Origin of the sequence: Natrinema marinum (assembly GCF_024296685.1) — an archaeon.
In the GTDB taxonomy this organism is placed as follows: domain Archaea; phylum Halobacteriota; class Halobacteria; order Halobacteriales; family Natrialbaceae; genus Natrinema; species Natrinema marinum.
In genome coordinates this window covers 446537-463395 of the sequence record NZ_CP100763.1, presented here as the reverse complement: position 1 = coordinate 463395, position 16859 = coordinate 446537, and the positions used below count along the sequence as shown (strand labels likewise).

The following is a 16859-nucleotide window of genomic DNA, read 5'->3' as shown; positions in this document are numbered from 1 at the left end:
AAACGTATTTGGTGCGGTTCCCGCTTGTTGACGTATGGACCCGCGCACGCAAGAGCGCGTCGAGGAGTGGGACGCCCGCCCGTTCAACGGCGGTTTCGATGGCCTCTCCGATCTCGCTGCTGCTGATTTCTCGGGTGCCGTCTCCGCGGCCGGTACGTGGCTCTTCATGCTCAACGGCCGGATCGTCGGCGTCTTCGACGGCGACATAGAGGACTTCGAGACGGCCTCGGGAACGCAGTACGAGGCACCCCACCCGTCGCTGCCGTTGCTCTGTACGATGGAGGAACGCGGCGGCGAGACACGGGCGAACTATTATACCAACGAGACGCCGCTCCGAGAGGTCGACAACACCCTCCAGAGCGGGTCGTTCACCGGCTACGTCGAACTGAGCGAGAACGTTCTCAGTGGCGACTACTACGCCGTCTACTACGGCGGTCGTCGGATGGCAGCCGCCTACATCGGTAACGCCGAACGCCTGCTCACCGGCGACGAGGCGTTCGATCGGGCGGCCGACGAGGTCGGGATCTACGAGGTCGTCGACGTCGAGATCGATGTCACCGACGTACCGGGGACGGGCGGTGTCGACGCCGCCTCGTCGTCGGACACCGGTCGGACGACGACCGAGGACGCTGATGCCGGCGCTAGCGGAACGTCCACAGTCGAGGACGCCGAGCCGACGACCGATCCGACGACCTCGGCGATCGATCCGATCGACGTCTCGAGTACGGAGCCGACCGCGACCGACGACGCGGCCGCCGACCCGATCGAGGACGTGACCGCCGACGCTGAGTCGTCGTTGACGGGCGAGATCGACCTCACGGGCGATCCGTCTGGAATCACCGCGACCGACGAGACCGAGGTCGAATCGGAGCCGATGTCGGCCGGCATCACCGAGGCCGAACCGTCCGCCGATCCCGGCCCAGCGTCCGACTCGACAACGTCGGACGAGGGCTCCGAATCGGCGGAGGAGAACAGCGGCGAGGCACTCGAGGGGGCGAGCGAGACGGAGTCCCCGTCGTCGACCGGCGTCGAAACCGAGTTCTCGGAGGTCGACGCCGCGACGGACGCCCCCGCTGGCGACGCGTCGGCGATCGATTCCGCGGTGGCCGATGGCGAACCCGACGACGAAGAACCCGAGCGGCCGACGGATCCGGATCTCGCGGAGGTCGAGGCGGCGGCCGAGGAACTGGACCGGAACATCTCCTGGGTCGAGGAAGACGACGACTCGGACGCGGCCGAGACGACGCTCCAGGACACCGCCAGCGAGCCGACCGCCGGATCGACGGCCGAAACTGACCCCGACGAGGACGATCTCGAGGAGCAGTTCGAACGCGAAGAGCAGTGGCGCGAGACGCGGCGTATCCCGTCGATCGATCCGGACAGCAGCGAGTCACAGTCGGACTCGAGCGGTGAGAGCACGCGCTCGAGCGCGACGCGGTCGTCGACGGCGACGAGCGCCGGCACGGCCGGCGGCGGGGCGTCGACCGGCACTGGGTCGGACGCGTCCTCGACGGCGTCGTCCGGCGGTCACAGCGGGCAGTCACAGCCCCAGAGCCGCCAGCGCGAGACGACCGACTCCCGGTCGGAAACGGCCGGACAGGGGAGTCAAGAACGGACCGCAGCGCTCACCGAGAAGGTCGAGACCCTACAGGAGCAACGCGACGCGCTGGTCGCGAAAGCCGAAGAACTCGAGGGCGAGCGCGACCGACTGCGCTCCGAAAACGAGGATCTCTCCGCGACGGTCGACCGGCTCCAGAACCGGATCGAAAGCCTCGAGACGGAACTGGAACAGGCTCGCGCACAGGAAGCGGGTGCCGGCGCCGCGGCTGCCGACGCGACCGCGGGACGGGGTACGCGACTCTCGCCCCAGCAGGCCCTCTCGGGGACGAATCTCTTCGTCCGCTACGCGTCGAAGAGCCAGCCGACCCTCGAGACCGCCCACGACGGCGCCGCCGACCGCAGCGAGGTCGCCTCGAACCTGCGTCTGGAACATCACACGCAGTTCGACTCGGCCGACGCCGTCGTCGACGGCGAGCCGTACGACGACTTCCTCGCCTCGACGATGGAGTACCGATTCGTCGACTGGCTCACCGAGATGGTCCTCTACGAGATCCGCGATACCGGCAACGCCGACGGGCTTGGCGACCTCTACGACGCGATCCCGCGGATCGACCGGGCCGAGCTCGGCGCGACCATCTCGTTGGAAGACGACGACACCGAGGACGTGCCCGATCAGGTCACCTTCGACATCGTCGCCTTCGACAAGATGGGGAACCCGCTCGTGCTGGCCACGCTCAACGATTCGCGCGAGCCGGCGTCGAAGGCCTTACTCGAGGAACTCGAGGAGGCTGCCTCCGCGGTGAAGGCCAACTACCCGTCGCTCGCTGGGGCCATCGCCGTCACCTCGAGTTACTTCGAACCCGGCGCGCTCGAGGTGGCCGAACAGGCCACCAGCGGCGGCTTGCTCAGTCGTGGCTCGAAGCTGAGCTACGTGAACCTCTCGCGTAAAGAGGGGTATCACCTCTGTCTGGTCGAATCGCGCTCTGAAGGCTTCCATATGAACGTTCCCGAGCTGTAGCCGGCGGGCTCGGTTTTTTCGCTCGCCGTCTCGAGGTGACTCGTCACTGCGGCGTCGTGTCGATAGCGGAGGCGATATCACTCTCGCGTGCCCGCCAGTGCGGGCGCTCGACGGAACGAGAACGAACGAAAAGCCTGTCCAGCCGCGCCGAGGGCGGTAGCGAGGACGGGCGGCAGCGACCGAACCGGGCGAGAGATTACCCTTCGATCTCGGCGACGTCTTCGATCTTCATCCCGTCGAGTTTGTCGACGATGTCGTCGATTTTACCGTCGAGTTCGTCGACGAACTCGGCGGTGCGCTCGGTCTTGATCGCACCCTGGCTCGAGGGCTCGATGAGGTTCTCCTCCTCGAGGACGCGCAGGGAGTAGCGGACCTTGTGATGCGGGTAACCGGTTTCGTTCGACATCTTGACGATCCCGATCGGTTCGTTCTCGATCACCATCTTCAGGACCTGCAGATGGCGTTCCAACATATCGACTTCCTTCTCAAGTCGGTCTATCATGGCATTTGTTAACTTGTCTTTGGACCTTTTAAAAGTTACTCTCGCCGAGTGAAAGGACCACTCTCAACTGCGTGCTCGTTCCTGTCAGTAGTTAACGTTTCCGATCACGGCCATTTCTTGCAGGAACTTGGCGCCGTCGATACCCCCGATCGACGGCCCTCGTGCGAACGACCGCGGGTCCGGAAGCGCCTCGGGCGACGGAGACCGCTCCTCGGGGCGGTCGAGCCGTCGGTCGGGCATTTCGATCGATCGGCGATACGGCTTGCGTTCGCCGGCAGTGCTGACACCGGTGGCGGGACGGTCTGCCCCCGTCCATACCGTAATCTGTTTATCGGCCCGGCAAGAACCCGCCGCTGTTATGACCGTCACTATCGTCGGGTCGCAACTCGGCGACGAAGGCAAAGGTGGGGTCGTCGACCTGTACGGCGACGCTGCCGATGTCGTCGCCCGCTATCAGGGCGGCGACAACGCTGGCCACACCGTCGTTCACGACGGTACGAAGTACAAGCTGTCGCTCGTGCCGTCCGGCGCCGTCCGGGGCAAGGTGGGTGTCCTCGGCAACGGCTGCGTCGTCAACCTGCGGACGCTGTTCGACGAACTGAACACGCTCCGAGAGAAGGGACTCGATCCGGACGTCCGGGTCGCGGAGCGCGCCCACGCCATTCTGCCGTTCCACCGCGTCCTGGACGGCATCGAGGAGGACGTGAAGAGCGAATCCGACCAGGAGGTCGGGACCACTGGTCGCGGCATCGGACCGACCTACGAGGACAAGGCCGGACGCCGCGGCGTTCGGATCGGGGACCTGCTTGATCCCGACGTCCTCCGCGACCGCCTCGAGTACGTCGTCCCGCAAAAACGCGCGCTCGTTGAGGAGGTGTACGGCATCGACGTCGACGATCTCGACGATCCCGACGCGTTTGACGTGGAAGCGCTCTTCGAGGAGTTCCGCGAGTTCGGCGAGCGCCTCGAAGCAGAGAACATGACCGTCAACGCCGGTTCATTCCTCTCCAAGGCCATCGACGACGGACAGAACGTCATGTTCGAGGGCGCACAGGGGACCCTCATCGACATCGATCACGGCAACTACCCGTACGTCACGTCGTCAAACCCGACGGCGGGCGGCGCCGCGACGGGGACGGGACTCAGTCCCGGCGTCGTCGGCGACGGGGAGATCATCGGGATCGTCAAGGCCTACCTCACGCGGGTCGGAAGCGGTCCGCTACCAACCGAACTCGGCGGCGTCGCCGGCGACACCCCCGGCTACGACGAGGAGACCGAGGGGCGGAACGAGGAACTCGCCACGTACATCCGCGACGAGGGTGGGGAGTACGGGACCGTCACCGGTCGTCCCCGCCGCGTCGGCTGGCTCGACCTCCCGATGCTTCGCCACGCCTCTCGCGCGAACGGCTTCACTGGCCTCGCAGTCAATCACATCGACGTGCTCGCGGGGCTCGACGAGGTGAAGGTTGGCCACGCCTACGAACTTGACGGCGAGGAAGTCCGAACGATCCCCTCGACGACCGAGGAGTGGGGCCGGTGCGAGGCCAAGTTCAAGGCCTTCGACGGCTGGCCCGAAGTCGACTGGAGCGAGGTCGCCGAGGAGGGCTACGAGGCGATCCCCGAGAACGCGCGGACCTACCTCGAGTACGTCAGCGACGAACTCGACGCGCCGATCTACGCAGTCGGCGTCGGCCCCGGACGGGGCGAGACCGTCGTGGTCGAGAACCCCTACGAATAGCGCTCGAGCCGGTTTCGACGACCGATTTTCGGACCGGATACCGCCGTCTGAACGGCGTCGCGACCGTCGCTCACGAGCGACGTTCCCGAAACCTTTTGCTGGAGGCGACGAGCCTACGTAGTATGAAGGAGTCGTTACTGGACATTCTCTGCTGTCCGCTCGACAAACACGACCTCGAGCTCGAAGACGCTGCCTACGAGGAGGGGGAAGTCGTCGCTGGCGATCTCGTCTGCACCGAGTGCGGCGAGCGGTACCCGATCGAGGACGGGATTCCGAACCTGCTCCCGCCGGACATGCGTGAGGAGACGCCGGCCTGATCGGCCACGTACACGATGTCCGGGTCCGAGGTCACCGTCCACGTCAATCGCGGTTCCACAGACCAACTCGAGGCGTCGAGCGCGACGCTCGAGTGCCACGAGTCGTTCGCCCTCCGTTTGCAGGGCCACGAGTCGCCCGCGCACGTCCACTGCCGCCTCGACGGTGGCCTCGAACGGATCGCATCGATCGAGGGATCCAACTATTACGTCGAGCCCGACGCCGTCACGACGGTCCCGATCGCCGTTGAGCCCGTCGAACGGCCCGTCGACGGGACCCTCGAGGTACTGACCGGCTACGGCTCGGAGTCGGTCTCGATCGCCGTCACCGTCGCGCCTGGACCGCCCGACGTCGATGTCGACGAGACGCTCGCCGAACCGGCACGCCGGGAGCCCGAGCCGACGGCCCTCGAGCGGACGATCGACCGCGTCACCGACGTCAGCGGACTCGAGCCGGCGACGCTCGCGGTGCTGGGACTCGGACTGGTCGCCGTCGCGGTCGCCGCGGCGACGGCGGCGACGATCGCCAGCCCGGTGGCGACGGCCGGACTCGGCATCGTCGTCGTCGGGGTCGTCGTCGCGGTGCTCTTGCTCGTCTGGTAGCGCCCGCTACCGTTCGCTCGTTACGTCGACAGCCGCCCGATAGCGTTGCCCGTCGTACCGACACGGCGTGGCAAACGACGCCGTGCGGTTGATCTCCGGGTCACGACCGACGTGGCGGGCGATCAGCTGGATCACCGTCCGGAACTCCATCGTGATCCCCGTTCGGCCCGGAAACGAACTCCAGTTGACCCCCGCTTCGCTGTAGGACCCGGTTCGGATCGCCTCCTCGAGGACGGCGGACTGGCCGGAGGCCAGCCCCGTCGCATCGAAGTCGAGGACATCGCCCGCCGCGTCGTCGCTATCGTCGGCGACCGAGAGCGTATACGTCCGGCCAGTCTCGTTCGAATCACTCCGCGAGCAGCCGGCGATCGCCGCGAGAGACGCGGTCGCTATCGCGGTAGTGAGACACGTGCGACGGTTCACGAACGGCGGTTTCGACGCCCGAGATACGAATGTTGCGGCCGTCCGCGCGATGGGGACCGGTAAGCCGCTGCCGATCGCGGCGGGAGCTCAGTCGTCGACCCGCGTCGCCTCGAGCTCGCCGTCCTCGTCGAACCGCTTGGCCCGGAGGTACCGCGCCCGGTAGCGGTTCGCGCCGTCGTTGACGTCGGCTTCGCGGATCTCGTCGACCCGGCCCTCCGCGACGGCGTCGATCAGCTCCTCGAGCTGATTGAGTTCACTCGTCGTCAACTCGAGTTCGTAGGTGTGTTCGTCTTCGGATTCGAGGATGGCCCACTTTCGGGCGGCAGCGACCACGAGCGAGCAGGGTTCGCGACAGGGGAAGGGGCCGTCGCCGCCGTCGGTGTCGAGGTCGTCGCCCTCTTCGTACTGCCACTCGCGGCGGCGCAGACACTGCGAGTCGACACAGCAGGCGTCGGCCATCCAGTCGACGGCCTCACGGGGGAGTTCGTCGATCACGTCGTAGATGCCGGTCTGTCGCTCGGCGGTCTCGAGCCAGTGGTCGACGTCCAAGTTCCCACGCAGTTCGCGGTGCCAGTTGGCGACCGTCGCCGGGTAGAAGAACTCGACCGTCTCGACGAGTTCGTCGCCCGAGAGGCCCGTGAAGGCCCAGCCGCCGGGAAGCGTTGGAGCCGTCTTCAACGGCCGGTAGCGGCCGTCCGCGTCGTAGGTCGCGAGCTCGCGGGCGTCGCGGGGGTCGTCGTGGACCGCGAGGTCGGCGAGGTCGCTCTCGGCGTCGTCGACGTGCCAGAGATCGTAGACACGCTCGCCGTCGGGGTTTGCCACATCGACGAAGCGAGTCGTGATACACAGTTGGCCCCACCGGCGATCGATGCCGTCGCGCAGCGCGTCGTAGCGCTCGGGGACCGCGAGAGGATTGGGGTCCGCCGCCTCGCCGAGGTCGTTCCGCGGCCCGGATGGGGCCGCCCCCAGGTCGGCGTCCGCAATTGGCGCGTGCTCGCACCACCGGAGGAACGCGCGGCGGGCGGTCCCCTCGCCGCCGACCGTCTCCTGCCAGTAGCGCCAGTTCGTGACGTACTCCTCGCAGGCGGCGAGCGCGTCCTCGAGATCGTCCTCATCGAGCCCAGTCCACTCGTTGTCGGGCGTCTCGAGCGTGAACTCGCCGTCCGTCTCCTCGACGCGGAGCCCGTCGAACGCGACGCCCGACGATGCGCGGTCGGCCAGTCGCTCGCAGTCCTCGGTCGCCACCGTCACGCGTCAGTCCCCCGCGCCCGCTCCCGCGCTCGGTTCGGTGCCGGCGACCGACGCGGCCAGTTCGCGCACCGCCTCGCGGGCGTCGCCGATGTCGGCTCCCGCGTCGGCTGCGCGCTCTAAGAGCACGTCGGCCATGAGGTCCTCGGTGCCGACCGCGCCGGTGTACCAGATGCGGTGGCCGTCGACTTCGGCGGGCACGTCCCAGCCCAGCCGGTAGTCCTCTGTCAGGCCCATGTCCTCGGGGATGTCCTCCTGGGTGTGGTAGCCGTCGGCGATAAAGAGGGGAACGACGACGATATCCTCGCTCTCGAAGTAGTCGGTCACGTCGTCGACTTCGGGCTCCTCGTCCATGAACAGCGCCTCGGCCTCGTCGAAGCGGTCACGCTGGCGGATGCGCTCGGTGTGGTACTCGATGGCCTTCGCGGAGTTCTCGTTGCGCTCGGTGCCGTGACCGACGACCGCGAGGCCGACACCCTCGCCCACGTCGGGGTCCGCCATCGCGGTCTCGGCTCGCTGGACGATCACGTCGGTCATCGCGTCGTGGGTCCCCACCGGGCCACAGTAGTGGATCGTCTTCCCCACGTCCGTCGCCTCGAGCGTGGCCTGCGAGGCGTCGGTGCCATCGGAATTCCATCGCTCGGGATCCCAGTCCTCGAGACGTAGCTCTCGAGGAATGACCTGCTCGGTGAAGTAGCCCTCGCTGATGAAGAGCGGAACGACGAACACCTCGTCTGCCTCGAGGGTGCGGATCACCTCGCGGAAGTGCGGTTCCTCCTTCCAGAAGGCCTCGCGGACCTCGTCGAACGCGCCCGTCTCGCGGACGGTGTCCGCGTGGGCGTAGGTGGGGTCCGAGGCGTCCGGATTCAGGTGCGATCCGTGTGCCGCGACGACCAGCGCTTGCATGGGGGCGGCTTGGGATGCAGACGGTATATGGACTTCGCTGGCGGACCACGTCGCCGGGTCCACCCGCGTCGCTGTGGCCGGTTCGTTCCGTTACGTGACGAGCGTCACGACCGTACCGACAGGGTGGTTCGGGCCTCGCAGTCTTCGTCCTGCGCTCGCAGTTCGGCGACGGCCTCGTAAGTCCCCCGTTCGGGATCGGCCCACTCCGCCTCGTAGCTCGCGGACGCTCCGGGTCCGAGCGTCTCCGACTCGAGCACCTGCGCGAACATGCGACCCTCCGAGAACCGCCAAATCTCTTCCCCGTCGTCGATCACGACGAACTCCGCCTTGCACGCGTCCGAAAACCGAAGCTCGACCGGCTCGCCTCCCGCGTTGGTGACGGTGAACGCGAACAGCACGGCGTCGCCGGCGTCGTCGCCCGCCGTCTCGAGCGATCCCTCGAGTGTCATGGCTCGGCGTTGGCCGGCGTCGCGTATAGGTGTTCGTCCGCGCGGACCGCGGTGAACGGCGTCGGAGCGACGCGGCTCGGCGACAGCGAGGGGTATATTGGCGGTCGACTCCAACCCGAAGCCGTGCAACTGGTGGGCTACGAACCGAGCGGGACCGGCTCCGCGCTGCTGGTGAGCGACGGCGACGGAGCCGACATCGAGCGCCACTCCCTCGAGTCCGGCGACGACCTCACCTTTGCCCTCGGCGAGCGCCACTGCGCCGGCGCGATCGACGACGACGGTGCACACATCGCCTGCGACCGGCCGTCGGCTCCCTACTGCGAGTACCACACGAGCACCTGGGTCTGCGCTCGCTGTACCGGCACCTGCCTCAAAGACGAGATGGACTGCTACGAGGCCCACGCCGTCTACGTCGCCGCGTTCGCCCCGGACACGTTCAAGGTCGGCGTCACCCGCGAGTGGCGCCTCGAGACCCGCCTCCGAGAACAGGGGGCCGACCGCGCGGCCCACGTCCACACCGTCTCGAACGGCCGGATCGCCCGCGAACTCGAGGCCGAGATCGCGACCCGACTCACCGACCGCGTTCGAACCGGCCCGAAGGTCGCCGCGCTCGCGGCTGCCGTCGACGAGGACGCGTGGGAAGCGGCTCTCACGGAGTTCGACGCCATCGACCGGTTCGACTTCGACTACGGGTTCGACCTCGCGGCGCGTCCGGTCCGCGAGACCATCGCCTCGGGGACCGTCGTGGGGGTCAAGGGGCGACTGCTGGTCCTCGAGAACGGCGGGACGACCTACGCCGTCGACATGCGCGATCTGGTCGGCTACGACGTTACGGAGGGAGCGGCGGAGCGGAGTCTCCAGTCGTCACTGGGTTCGTTCGGATAAGTAGTCGGTGGCGGAGCGTCCCGAGTTCGTGACAGCTCTGAAATCGGAACGTGGTATTCGGGAAGTGCGTGACTGGGATGGGCTCCTCGAGCGAGAAGAAATTAAACGGGAACGCTCTGCTATCGTGGCGGCGAGACGTTTCCACGTCCTCCCCAGCCGATTCGCTCGTTCCGTCCGGTCACTCGCTCATCCCTCACACGGGGTCGTCGACTGCCTTCGCTCACGCTCAGGCAGCCGACAGCGCGCGCCACCGCACGGCCGTCGATCGGTCGGCGTGGCTCCTAGTGCGATCACCTGTATAACCAGCGATCGGCCACCACGCCCGATGGCGACGAGCGGAAGCCAACGATTCAAATCCCAGTCGTGCCAAGAGGTCGGTAATGGGAAACGCTGCACTCCGGGACATCGCCGTCATCGAGGAGATCCCCTTCGATGAGATCGAGGGCGTGGTCGCCGTCGACGCCCACAACTGGCTCTACCGCTATCTGACGACGACGGTCAAGTGGACTGACAGCGGGAAATACACGACCGCGGACGGCACCGAGGTCGCCAACCTCGTCGGCATCGTTCAGGGGCTGCCCAAGTTCTTCGAGAACGACGTGACGCCGGTGATGGTCTTCGACGGCGGCCCCTCGGAGCTCAAAACCGACGAGATCGAGTCCCGCCGCGAGCAACGGCGCAGCTACGAGGAGCAACTCGAGACCGCCCGCGAGGAGGGCGACGAGGTCGCTATCGCGCAACTCGAGTCCCGCACCCAGCGGCTGACGCCGACGATCCAGGAGACCAGCCGGGAACTACTTCGACTGCTCGACGTACCGGTCGTCGAAGCGCCCGCGGAGGGCGAGGCGCAGGCGGCCCACATGGTCAAACGCAGCGACGCCGACTACGTCGGCTCCGAGGACTACGACGCCCTGCTGTTCGGCGCGCCGCTGACGCTGCGCCAGCTAACGAGCAAGGGCGATCCCGAGCTGATGGACCTCGAGGCGACCTTGGAGCACCACGACCTCACCCTCGAGCAGTTGATCGACGCGGCGATCCTCATCGGGACGGACTTCAACGAAGGCGTGTCAGGAATCGGTCCGAAGACGGCGATTTCGGCGATCACAGAACACGGCGACCTCTGGAGCGTCCTCGAGGCCCGCGGGGCGCACATCGAGTACGGCGACCGCGTCCGACAGCTGTTCCGCGACCCGAACGTGACCGACGACTACGAGTTTGAGACGGCGCTCGAGCCGGACCTCGAGGCTGCTCGGGAGTACGTCACCGAGGAGTGGGGAGTCGACGCGGGCGAGGTCGAACGCGGCTTCGAGCGCATCGAAGAGAGCGTCACGCAGACGGGGCTCGACCGCTGGACGTAGGCGCGACCGCTCAGGACCCAGACGGAGGCCGGTTCGTGAACGTCACCGGTCTGGGGCGTATATCGGCGGTTCGGTCAGAATCGGTGGGAATGGCGCCAGTCTTACTGGCGTCGACCGCGTACTGACAACGGTGAGTAGAGCCCCGATCCGTCGATGGGAGTACAAGACGCTTCGGCCGCCTCGAGACGAGACCAAAAAGGAAGCGCAGAACCCTCAGGACGCCCTGAACGAGTACGGCGACGACGGCTGGGAACTCGTCGAGACGATCGAATACACCGGCGGCGGAACGAAGTATCTCGTGTTCAAACGGCCGGTTGAGGCCGGCGAGGAGAGCGACGAGGAGTGACGACGCGTGAGGGAGTCTTCCAATTCGAACGAGATCAGTACGGCCAACACCATGCGGGAACGGGCCGGCGAGAGCCGGCTCAAGATCTGGCTCCTCCTCGCCGCGAATCGGTTACACGTAACCGCTGCCATGGCACTGGTCGTATTCACGACGTTCGTCGCGGCCGTTACCCTCCTCCCGGAACCGCTGATGCCACAGCTTCGATCCGGCGACACGATCGAGACGATGTTTTCGACGATGATCGGCGCGATCATCACCGGGACCACGCTCGTCGTCACGATCGGCCAACTCGTCCTCTCACAGGAGAACGGACCGCTCGGCGAGCAGCGCGCCCGCATGGAGAACGCGATGGACTTCCGGGACTTCACCGAGGAACTGATCGGCTCCCCCAGTCCGGCCGATCCGTCGACGTTCCTGCAGGAGATCATCGGCCTCGCCCAGCAGCGAGTCGAAACAGTCCGCTCGGAGATCACCGGCAACGATAACGACCGGCTGTGCGAGGAGGTCGACGAGTTCGCCGACAGTTTCGTCGGCAACGCCGAACTGGTTCGCGATCAGCTCGAGGACGCCTCGTTCGGAAGCTTCGACGTGCTGTTCGCTGCGCTCAACTTCAACTACGGTTGGAAAATCTTTCAGGTCGAACGGCTCGCCAACGAATTCGAGGACGACCTTTCCGACGAAGAAATGGGGATGTTAGACGACCTGAAGACAGCGCTCAGCCTGTTCGGCCCGGCCCGCGAGCACGTCAAGACGCTGTACTTCGAGTGGGCGCTCGTCTCGCTGTCGCAGATGATCCTCTACGTCGCCGTGCCGGCGCTGGTCGTCGCCGGCATCATGCTCACGGTCGTGGACGCGGGCACGTTTCCGGGGCGTACGCTCGGGGTGACGAACATGACACTGGCGATCGGGGTGGCGTTCACCGTCACGCTCCTGCCGTTTCTGCTGTTTACGGCCTACGTCCTTCGAATCGTCACGATCGCCAAGCGGACGCTCGCGATCGAACCGCTCATCCTCCGCGACTCACAGCGGTAGTCGACGCCGTCGCGGTTCGGTTTCGACCCGCCCCCACCGAGCGCCCCTCATCCGTCGCGCTGGAGCCGCTCCGAGACGAACTCACGATACGCGAATCCGGTCACGCTCCGGGCGTCGCCGACCGCGGAGCGGTATCCCGCACCGATCGTCGCCTTCAGCGCCGCCGCGTGGCCGGTGACGACCCGCGGCAGCGAAACCGTGATCGCCGCGGCCAGTTCCGGCCGGCGACTCACCCGATGGAGTTCGTGCTGAACGAGGTGGTCCGGCGACTCGTCGACCAGCGTGAGGTCGATATCGTCGGGGAGCGATCGCTCGAGCGAGCGCGTCAGAACCAGCCCGGCCTAGCCCGCGCCGAGGACGACGACGTGCATGGGTCCGCGTCGGGACCTCGAGCGGTATAGGTTCCGCACCGCGGTCGAGACGACTATCGATGCCGACGGCGTCGACGTGGTCTCGTATTGAGCTGGTGGTTCGGCAGGTAACGGTTCGTTCGAACTCGATTTCACGTCTCCAAAACAAACACCTCGCTTGTACGCACTTCTCTGTCCCAGACAGTGGCCAGGAGCGGCGATCGTCTGCGCACTCCGTCCGATCGCGCGACTCGGGAGAGGGCAGGATGTTGTCCAACGTGCCCGTGAGCGACCGAAGGGGGCGAGCGGGCCGACGACCGATGTGAATGCCCTGTCGGGCCGGAACGGAGGGAGGAGTGGTTTAATCGAATTATTGCCGAAGGTTCGCTTCGGCGTACCCGCAGCGCAAAACTTCGGTTTAGAAGAGTTGTTTCTCTTCGTCGAGGAGTTTCGCGGGGCCACCGACGTTCCAGGTCGTCGTCGAGACGCCGCAGTCCGAAACCGCTTCCTCGACTTCCTCGGCGTACTCCTCGGTGGTGTTGACGTAGACGCTGGCGCCGGTGTCGGTCGAGAAGTAGACCGGGATGTCCTCTTCCTCGCGCAGTTCGCGCACTTTGTTGAAAATCGCGAGGGTGGCCGGTTGCCAGTAGACCCAGCCCGAGGGGCCGGTCATGGTGGTCGCCGCGAGGGAGAGCGAGTCGTGCTCGGCGAGTTCAAACACGCCCTCGAAGTCGTCGTTTCGCAGACCGTCGCGCATCTTCGCGATCTGCTCGTGGATGTGGGCGTTGCGAGCCTGGAACATGTGGCTGTCGGCGGCCTCGCGGTGGGCGTCGTCGGTGTCCTTGTGGTAGGGGACGAGGCCGACGATGATCTTGAGATCCTCGTGGAGGTTCGAGGGGATCCGCTCGGAGCGGCAGTCCTCGTCGTTCATGCCGGTCCGGAGATGCGAGAACGCGCCGGTGACCGCTCGCGCAGCCGAGGCCGATCCGACGCGGGCGATCGTCGAGATTTCCTGTTTCGAGACGTCGAGCTCGGCCGCCTCGGCCAGCGCCATCGCCGCGGCCGCGAATCCCGACGAGGACGAGCCCAGTCCGACGTTCGTGGGGAAGCTGTTCTCGCTCTCGAGGCGTACCGGGTACACCGTGTGGGCGGCGTCGGACATCGAGCGGGCCTTCTCGACGACGGCCTCGACCCGTTCGTACGCCCGGCCCTCGAGTTCCTCGCCGTCGACGACGAAGGTATCATCCTCGTAGTCCATCGAGAACTCGACAGTCGTCCGCGTGTGGCTGGGGGCCGTACAGACGCTGATGCTGTCGTGATAGGGGAGCCGCTCGATCTCGTCGCGCATCCCGTGGTACTTGACCAGCCCCTGAATGGGGTGGGCCATGGCGGTGGCTTTCATACCCTCATAGGTGGATGACGGCCGCTTAAAGTTCACGGCATCACGCTGACGAGTCGTCGGAACCGGCGTCCGCGTCGACACCGACTGCCGTCTCGAGCGCGGCCAGTCGTTGCTCGAGGGACTCGATGTCGGCCTGAAACGTCGCTTGCAGCGACTCGAGATCTCCCTCGACCTCCGACGTGACCGACCGGAACGCTTCGGCGACCGTTCGCTGGAGGTCGGTGAGATCGTCCGCGACGGCCTCGATGTCCGGGTCGGTCTCGCTGTCGGGTTCGGATCCAGGCCCGGACGCGGCCTCGAGCGAGTCGCGCACGCCGGTGACCTCCGTTCGGAGCCCGCCCGCCTCGGCTCGGACGTTCGTGACCTGGTCGTCGAGTTCGCGCAGTTGTCGCTCGAGGGCGTCGAGTCGGGGGAGCACGTCGTTTTCGATCGCCGTCCGTCGCTCCGTGTCGGCCGCGGCGAGATCGTCGACTGCGGCCCGGAGCGACGCGAGTTCGTCTTCGACCGCCTCGAGTCGCTCCGCGGTGGGCGTCGGCTCGGGCTCGAGGTCGAGGGTTTGCCGGAGCGTCGCCGTTTGCGTCCCGTCGTCGGCCTCGAGTTCGGCCACCAGTGCGTCGAGAATGTCGCCGCGCTGTCGCTGCGTCCCCGTCTCGTCCGCCATCTGCGTGTCGTCCTCCGTCATTGTCTGAACAGCCCCCGTCAACCGCTTTTTCGTACGGTGCGCGCGTGGCCTAATAATATTGCCCCTCCGATCGAACGGGGGCCGAACCGAACCCGAACGCTAAACCGGGGCGGCTCCCACCTCGTTTCCATGGGAACGCCACGCGAGACCACACACGAGCAGGCCGAGACGGTGGTCGACCGGCTCGAGGAGGAGTATCCCGATTCGACGATCTCGCTGCGATACTCGAATCGACTGGAGTTGCTGATCGCGGTGATCCTCTCGGCACAGTGTACGGACGAGCGAGTGAACAAAGAGACCGCCGCCCTCTTCGAGAAGTACGACGGTCCCGAAGACTACGCGAACGCGCCCCAGGAGGAACTCGCCGAGGACCTGAACTCGATCACGTACTACAACAGCAAGGCGGAGTACATCCGCGACTCCTGTGAGACGATCAGAGAGGACCACGACGGCGAGGTGCCGGACACGATGGACGAGTTGACCGAACTCTCCGGCGTCGGTCGCAAGACGGCAAACGTCGTCCTCCAGCACGGCCACGATATCGTCGAGGGAATCGTCGTCGACACGCACGTCCAGCGGCTCTCGCGGCGGCTCGGCCTGACCGAGGAGGAGCGACCCGAGCGGATCGAAGAAGCCTTGATGGAGATCGTCCCCGAAACGCACTGGCAGCAGTTCACCCACCTCTGTATCGATCACGGTCGAGCGGTCTGTACGGCCCGGAACCCGGACTGCGACGACTGCGTGCTGGCGGACATCTGTCCCTCCGAGCGAGGCGACACCGAGATCGACCTCGCGTCGGGAGAGCCCTGGTAAACGGCCGGGACCGTCGTCTCCGGCCCGCCGACCCTCGCAAGCCCAACGCCTTTTCATGGGTCACGGGTATCTCCGGTGGATCACTATGTCCGACGACATCGACGACCGCCACAACACCAAGGACGAACACGGGCGCGACGTCCAGCTCGAGCACGAAGCGACCGATCCAAAGGAAGACGAAGACGAAGCGGAACTCACCGAGGAGGAGAAAGCGGCCCGCGAGCGACAGGACGAGGAACAGCGTCGCCAGGACATCGAACACAAATCCGACGACCGGGAGAACGAGGCCCTCGAGAACACGAATCCGGACGACCACCGGGACGAGGAGCCGTACAACAGCTGAGAACCCGTCACCCGTCGTTCGCATCTCCTCGTCGTCAGCTCAGAGTCGCTCGCTCGGCACGGACAGCGTCTCGAGCGTGTCGACTACTGAGACGCTCACCAGCGACTCGACGGTGACCGACCCCACCGAGCGACCGTCGACGACGAGCGCCACGTCGCCCTCCTCGCGTTCGACCGTCATCGAGAGGTCGTCGTCCGGCAGCACCCATCGCCTGGTCTGAGTGACGAACGGGCCGATCGGCGCGACCGCGAGCGCGTCGACGGCCGCCGAGAGGTTCGGGGCGTCGACGGCGCTCGCGTAGCCGTGGCTGCCGGCCGGCGTCGCGGCGACGACGCCGTCGGCGCGAAAGGTCGCGACGGTCTCCCCGCGGCTGTGGACGCCGTACTCCGAGATGCGGGCCGGCTCGTCGGTCACCAGCGTCACGTCGAACAGCGCCCGGTCGCACCCCTCGAGATCGCTCGCGTCCGCTTCGGTCTCGGACTCGAGGGCGACGGCCAACACGGGGTGAGCGTGGCGGACGGCGTGGCCCTCGAGCGCCGCTGCGAGCGCGGCGGACAGCTGCACGCGATCGACCGACTCGATACCGGCGAGCGAGCCGACCGGAAGCACGGGGGCGTCGACGCCGGCGCGGGCGGCCCCAGACAGGGTTCCCTCGCCGGCCGCGACCAGCACCGAGGGGTCGGCCGCGAGGACATCCTCGAGACCGCCACGTACGACCGTCACATCACCGGCGAGCGCGCCCTCGAGGGCGTCCGTCTCGAGGCGAGCGCTGGCTTCCGCGGCGTCGCTCGGCGCGTCCTCGCGGTCGACGACGCCGACGACGGGGTCTTCGCCCGCGTGCCACCCGGTATCCATAGCCGTCAGTTCACACGGCCCGGTCAAAAGCG

18 protein-coding genes and 1 pseudogene are annotated in these 16859 nt (G+C 66.7%); 10 read left to right on the top strand and 9 right to left on the bottom strand.

The features are described 5' to 3' along the window. The first annotated feature begins 34 nt into the window (after positions 1-34). On the top strand, positions 35-2578 hold the full coding sequence (locus NKH51_RS02395) for a DUF7527 domain-containing protein (protein ID WP_254763641.1): 2544 nt from the start codon (positions 35-37) through the stop codon (positions 2576-2578). 196 nt (positions 2579-2774) lie between these two features. On the opposite strand, the gene NKH51_RS02390 is transcribed toward NKH51_RS02395, so the two are convergent. Further along, positions 2775-3080: a hypothetical protein gene (locus NKH51_RS02390; protein WP_006429686.1), complete on the bottom strand. Its 306-nt coding sequence runs from the start codon at positions 3078-3080 to the stop codon at positions 2775-2777. A 358-nt stretch (positions 3081-3438) separates the two neighbouring features. Between NKH51_RS02390 and NKH51_RS02385 the strand changes: the two genes are divergently transcribed. The 3 genes from NKH51_RS02385 to NKH51_RS02375 all read left to right on the top strand — a co-directional run bounded on the left by NKH51_RS02385 (position 3439) and on the right by NKH51_RS02375 (position 5735). Next, positions 3439-4818 carry an adenylosuccinate synthase gene (locus tag NKH51_RS02385; protein WP_254763640.1) on the top strand — a complete coding sequence of 460 codons (1380 nt, stop codon included), beginning with the start codon at positions 3439-3441 and terminating at the stop codon, positions 4816-4818. A 122-nt stretch (positions 4819-4940) separates the two neighbouring features. Next, positions 4941-5135 carry a methytransferase partner Trm112 gene (locus tag NKH51_RS02380; protein ID WP_254763639.1) on the top strand — a complete coding sequence of 65 codons (195 nt, stop codon included), beginning with the start codon at positions 4941-4943 and terminating at the stop codon, positions 5133-5135. A 15-nt stretch (positions 5136-5150) separates the two neighbouring features. Further along, the gene (locus NKH51_RS02375; protein WP_254763638.1) at positions 5151-5735 is read left to right on the top strand and encodes a DUF7524 family protein; all 585 of its coding nucleotides are present in this window, start codon (positions 5151-5153) and stop codon (positions 5733-5735) included. A gap of 6 nt (positions 5736-5741) precedes the next feature. On the opposite strand, the gene NKH51_RS02370 is transcribed toward NKH51_RS02375, so the two are convergent. The 4 genes from NKH51_RS02370 to NKH51_RS02355 all read right to left on the bottom strand — a co-directional run bounded on the left by NKH51_RS02370 (position 5742) and on the right by NKH51_RS02355 (position 8761). After that, positions 5742-6158 carry a hypothetical protein gene (locus NKH51_RS02370; RefSeq protein ID WP_254763637.1) on the bottom strand — a complete coding sequence of 139 codons (417 nt, stop codon included), beginning with the start codon at positions 6156-6158 and terminating at the stop codon, positions 5742-5744. 87 nt (positions 6159-6245) lie between these two features. Then, positions 6246-7409: a DR2241 family protein gene (locus NKH51_RS02365; RefSeq protein ID WP_254763636.1), complete on the bottom strand. Its 1164-nt coding sequence runs from the start codon at positions 7407-7409 to the stop codon at positions 6246-6248. A gap of 3 nt (positions 7410-7412) precedes the next feature. Then, positions 7413-8312, bottom strand: a complete 900-nt coding sequence (locus tag NKH51_RS02360) for a CbiX/SirB N-terminal domain-containing protein (protein ID WP_254763635.1) — start codon at positions 8310-8312, stop codon at positions 7413-7415. Between the two features lie 104 nt (positions 8313-8416). Further along, positions 8417-8761 (bottom strand): BsuPI-related putative proteinase inhibitor, encoded by a 345-nt coding sequence (locus NKH51_RS02355; protein WP_254763634.1) that lies wholly within the window; start codon positions 8759-8761, stop codon positions 8417-8419. A gap of 123 nt (positions 8762-8884) precedes the next feature. On the opposite strand from NKH51_RS02355, the gene NKH51_RS02350 reads away from it, so the two are divergent. The 4 genes from NKH51_RS02350 to NKH51_RS02335 all read left to right on the top strand — a co-directional run bounded on the left by NKH51_RS02350 (position 8885) and on the right by NKH51_RS02335 (position 12382). Continuing rightward, on the top strand, positions 8885-9646 hold the full coding sequence (locus tag NKH51_RS02350) for a DUF2797 domain-containing protein (protein ID WP_254765104.1): 762 nt from the start codon (positions 8885-8887) through the stop codon (positions 9644-9646). A 380-nt stretch (positions 9647-10026) separates the two neighbouring features. Further along, positions 10027-11004, top strand: a complete 978-nt coding sequence (fen, locus tag NKH51_RS02345; RefSeq protein WP_254763633.1) for a flap endonuclease-1 — start codon at positions 10027-10029, stop codon at positions 11002-11004. Positions 11005-11134: 130 nt separating this feature from the next. Further along, positions 11135-11350, top strand: a complete 216-nt coding sequence (gene sp36 / locus NKH51_RS02340) for a Sp36 family protein (RefSeq protein WP_254763632.1) — start codon at positions 11135-11137, stop codon at positions 11348-11350. 51 nt (positions 11351-11401) lie between these two features. Then, a complete protein-coding gene (locus tag NKH51_RS02335) occupies positions 11402-12382 on the top strand; it encodes a DUF7972 family membrane protein (RefSeq protein ID WP_254765103.1) in 981 nt (326 codons plus the stop codon). A gap of 176 nt (positions 12383-12558) precedes the next feature. On the opposite strand, the pseudogene NKH51_RS02330 reads toward NKH51_RS02335, so the two are convergent. The 3 genes and pseudogenes from NKH51_RS02330 to NKH51_RS02320 form a co-directional block, all read right to left on the bottom strand. Then, positions 12559-12717: pseudogene (locus NKH51_RS02330) on the bottom strand (NAD(P)/FAD-dependent oxidoreductase); the annotation flags it as partial. Between the two features lie 433 nt (positions 12718-13150). Further along, positions 13151-14134 carry a phosphomevalonate decarboxylase MvaD gene (gene mvaD, locus NKH51_RS02325; RefSeq protein ID WP_254763631.1) on the bottom strand — a complete coding sequence of 328 codons (984 nt, stop codon included), beginning with the start codon at positions 14132-14134 and terminating at the stop codon, positions 13151-13153. A gap of 40 nt (positions 14135-14174) precedes the next feature. Then, complete coding sequence (locus NKH51_RS02320; protein ID WP_254763630.1) at positions 14175-14816, bottom strand: hypothetical protein; 642 nt, start codon at positions 14814-14816, stop codon at positions 14175-14177. A gap of 129 nt (positions 14817-14945) precedes the next feature. Here NKH51_RS02320 and nth point away from each other — a divergent pair, with 129 nt between their 5' ends. Both nth and NKH51_RS02310 read left to right on the top strand, forming a co-directional pair. Further along, on the top strand, positions 14946-15629 hold the full coding sequence (gene nth, locus NKH51_RS02315; protein WP_254763629.1) for an endonuclease III: 684 nt from the start codon (positions 14946-14948) through the stop codon (positions 15627-15629). Positions 15630-15714: 85 nt separating this feature from the next. Continuing rightward, a complete protein-coding gene (locus NKH51_RS02310) occupies positions 15715-15972 on the top strand; it encodes a hypothetical protein (RefSeq protein WP_254763628.1) in 258 nt (85 codons plus the stop codon). Between the two features lie 39 nt (positions 15973-16011). Here the strand turns inward: NKH51_RS02310 and NKH51_RS02305 are convergent, their stop codons facing one another. Next, a complete protein-coding gene (locus tag NKH51_RS02305; protein WP_254763627.1) occupies positions 16012-16827 on the bottom strand; it encodes an NAD(+)/NADH kinase in 816 nt (271 codons plus the stop codon). Positions 16828-16859: the final 32 nt, after the last annotated feature.

Bases quoted from the DNA above. Each gene is read 5' to 3' on its own strand.
- NKH51_RS02395 (WP_254763641.1), top strand. From the start codon at position 35: ATGGACCCGCGCACGCAAGAGCGCGTCGAGGAGTGGGACGCCCGCCCG.
- NKH51_RS02390 (WP_006429686.1), bottom strand. From the start codon at position 3,080: ATGATAGACCGACTTGAGAAGGAAGTCGATATGTTGGAACGCCATCTG.
- NKH51_RS02385 (WP_254763640.1), top strand. From the start codon at position 3,439: ATGACCGTCACTATCGTCGGGTCGCAACTCGGCGACGAAGGCAAAGGT.
- NKH51_RS02380 (WP_254763639.1), top strand. From the start codon at position 4,941: ATGAAGGAGTCGTTACTGGACATTCTCTGCTGTCCGCTCGACAAACAC.
- NKH51_RS02375 (WP_254763638.1), top strand. From the start codon at position 5,151: ATGTCCGGGTCCGAGGTCACCGTCCACGTCAATCGCGGTTCCACAGAC.
- NKH51_RS02360 (WP_254763635.1), bottom strand. From the start codon at position 8,312: ATGCAAGCGCTGGTCGTCGCGGCACACGGATCGCACCTGAATCCGGAC.
- NKH51_RS02355 (WP_254763634.1), bottom strand. From the start codon at position 8,761: ATGACACTCGAGGGATCGCTCGAGACGGCGGGCGACGACGCCGGCGAC.
- fen (WP_254763633.1), top strand. From the start codon at position 10,027: ATGGGAAACGCTGCACTCCGGGACATCGCCGTCATCGAGGAGATCCCC.
- NKH51_RS02335 (WP_254765103.1), top strand. From the start codon at position 11,402: ATGCGGGAACGGGCCGGCGAGAGCCGGCTCAAGATCTGGCTCCTCCTC.
- mvaD (WP_254763631.1), bottom strand. From the start codon at position 14,134: ATGAAAGCCACCGCCATGGCCCACCCCATTCAGGGGCTGGTCAAGTAC.
- NKH51_RS02320 (WP_254763630.1), bottom strand. From the start codon at position 14,816: ATGACGGAGGACGACACGCAGATGGCGGACGAGACGGGGACGCAGCGA.
- nth (WP_254763629.1), top strand. From the start codon at position 14,946: ATGGGAACGCCACGCGAGACCACACACGAGCAGGCCGAGACGGTGGTC.
- NKH51_RS02310 (WP_254763628.1), top strand. From the start codon at position 15,715: ATGTCCGACGACATCGACGACCGCCACAACACCAAGGACGAACACGGG.
- NKH51_RS02305 (WP_254763627.1), bottom strand. From the start codon at position 16,827: ATGGATACCGGGTGGCACGCGGGCGAAGACCCCGTCGTCGGCGTCGTC.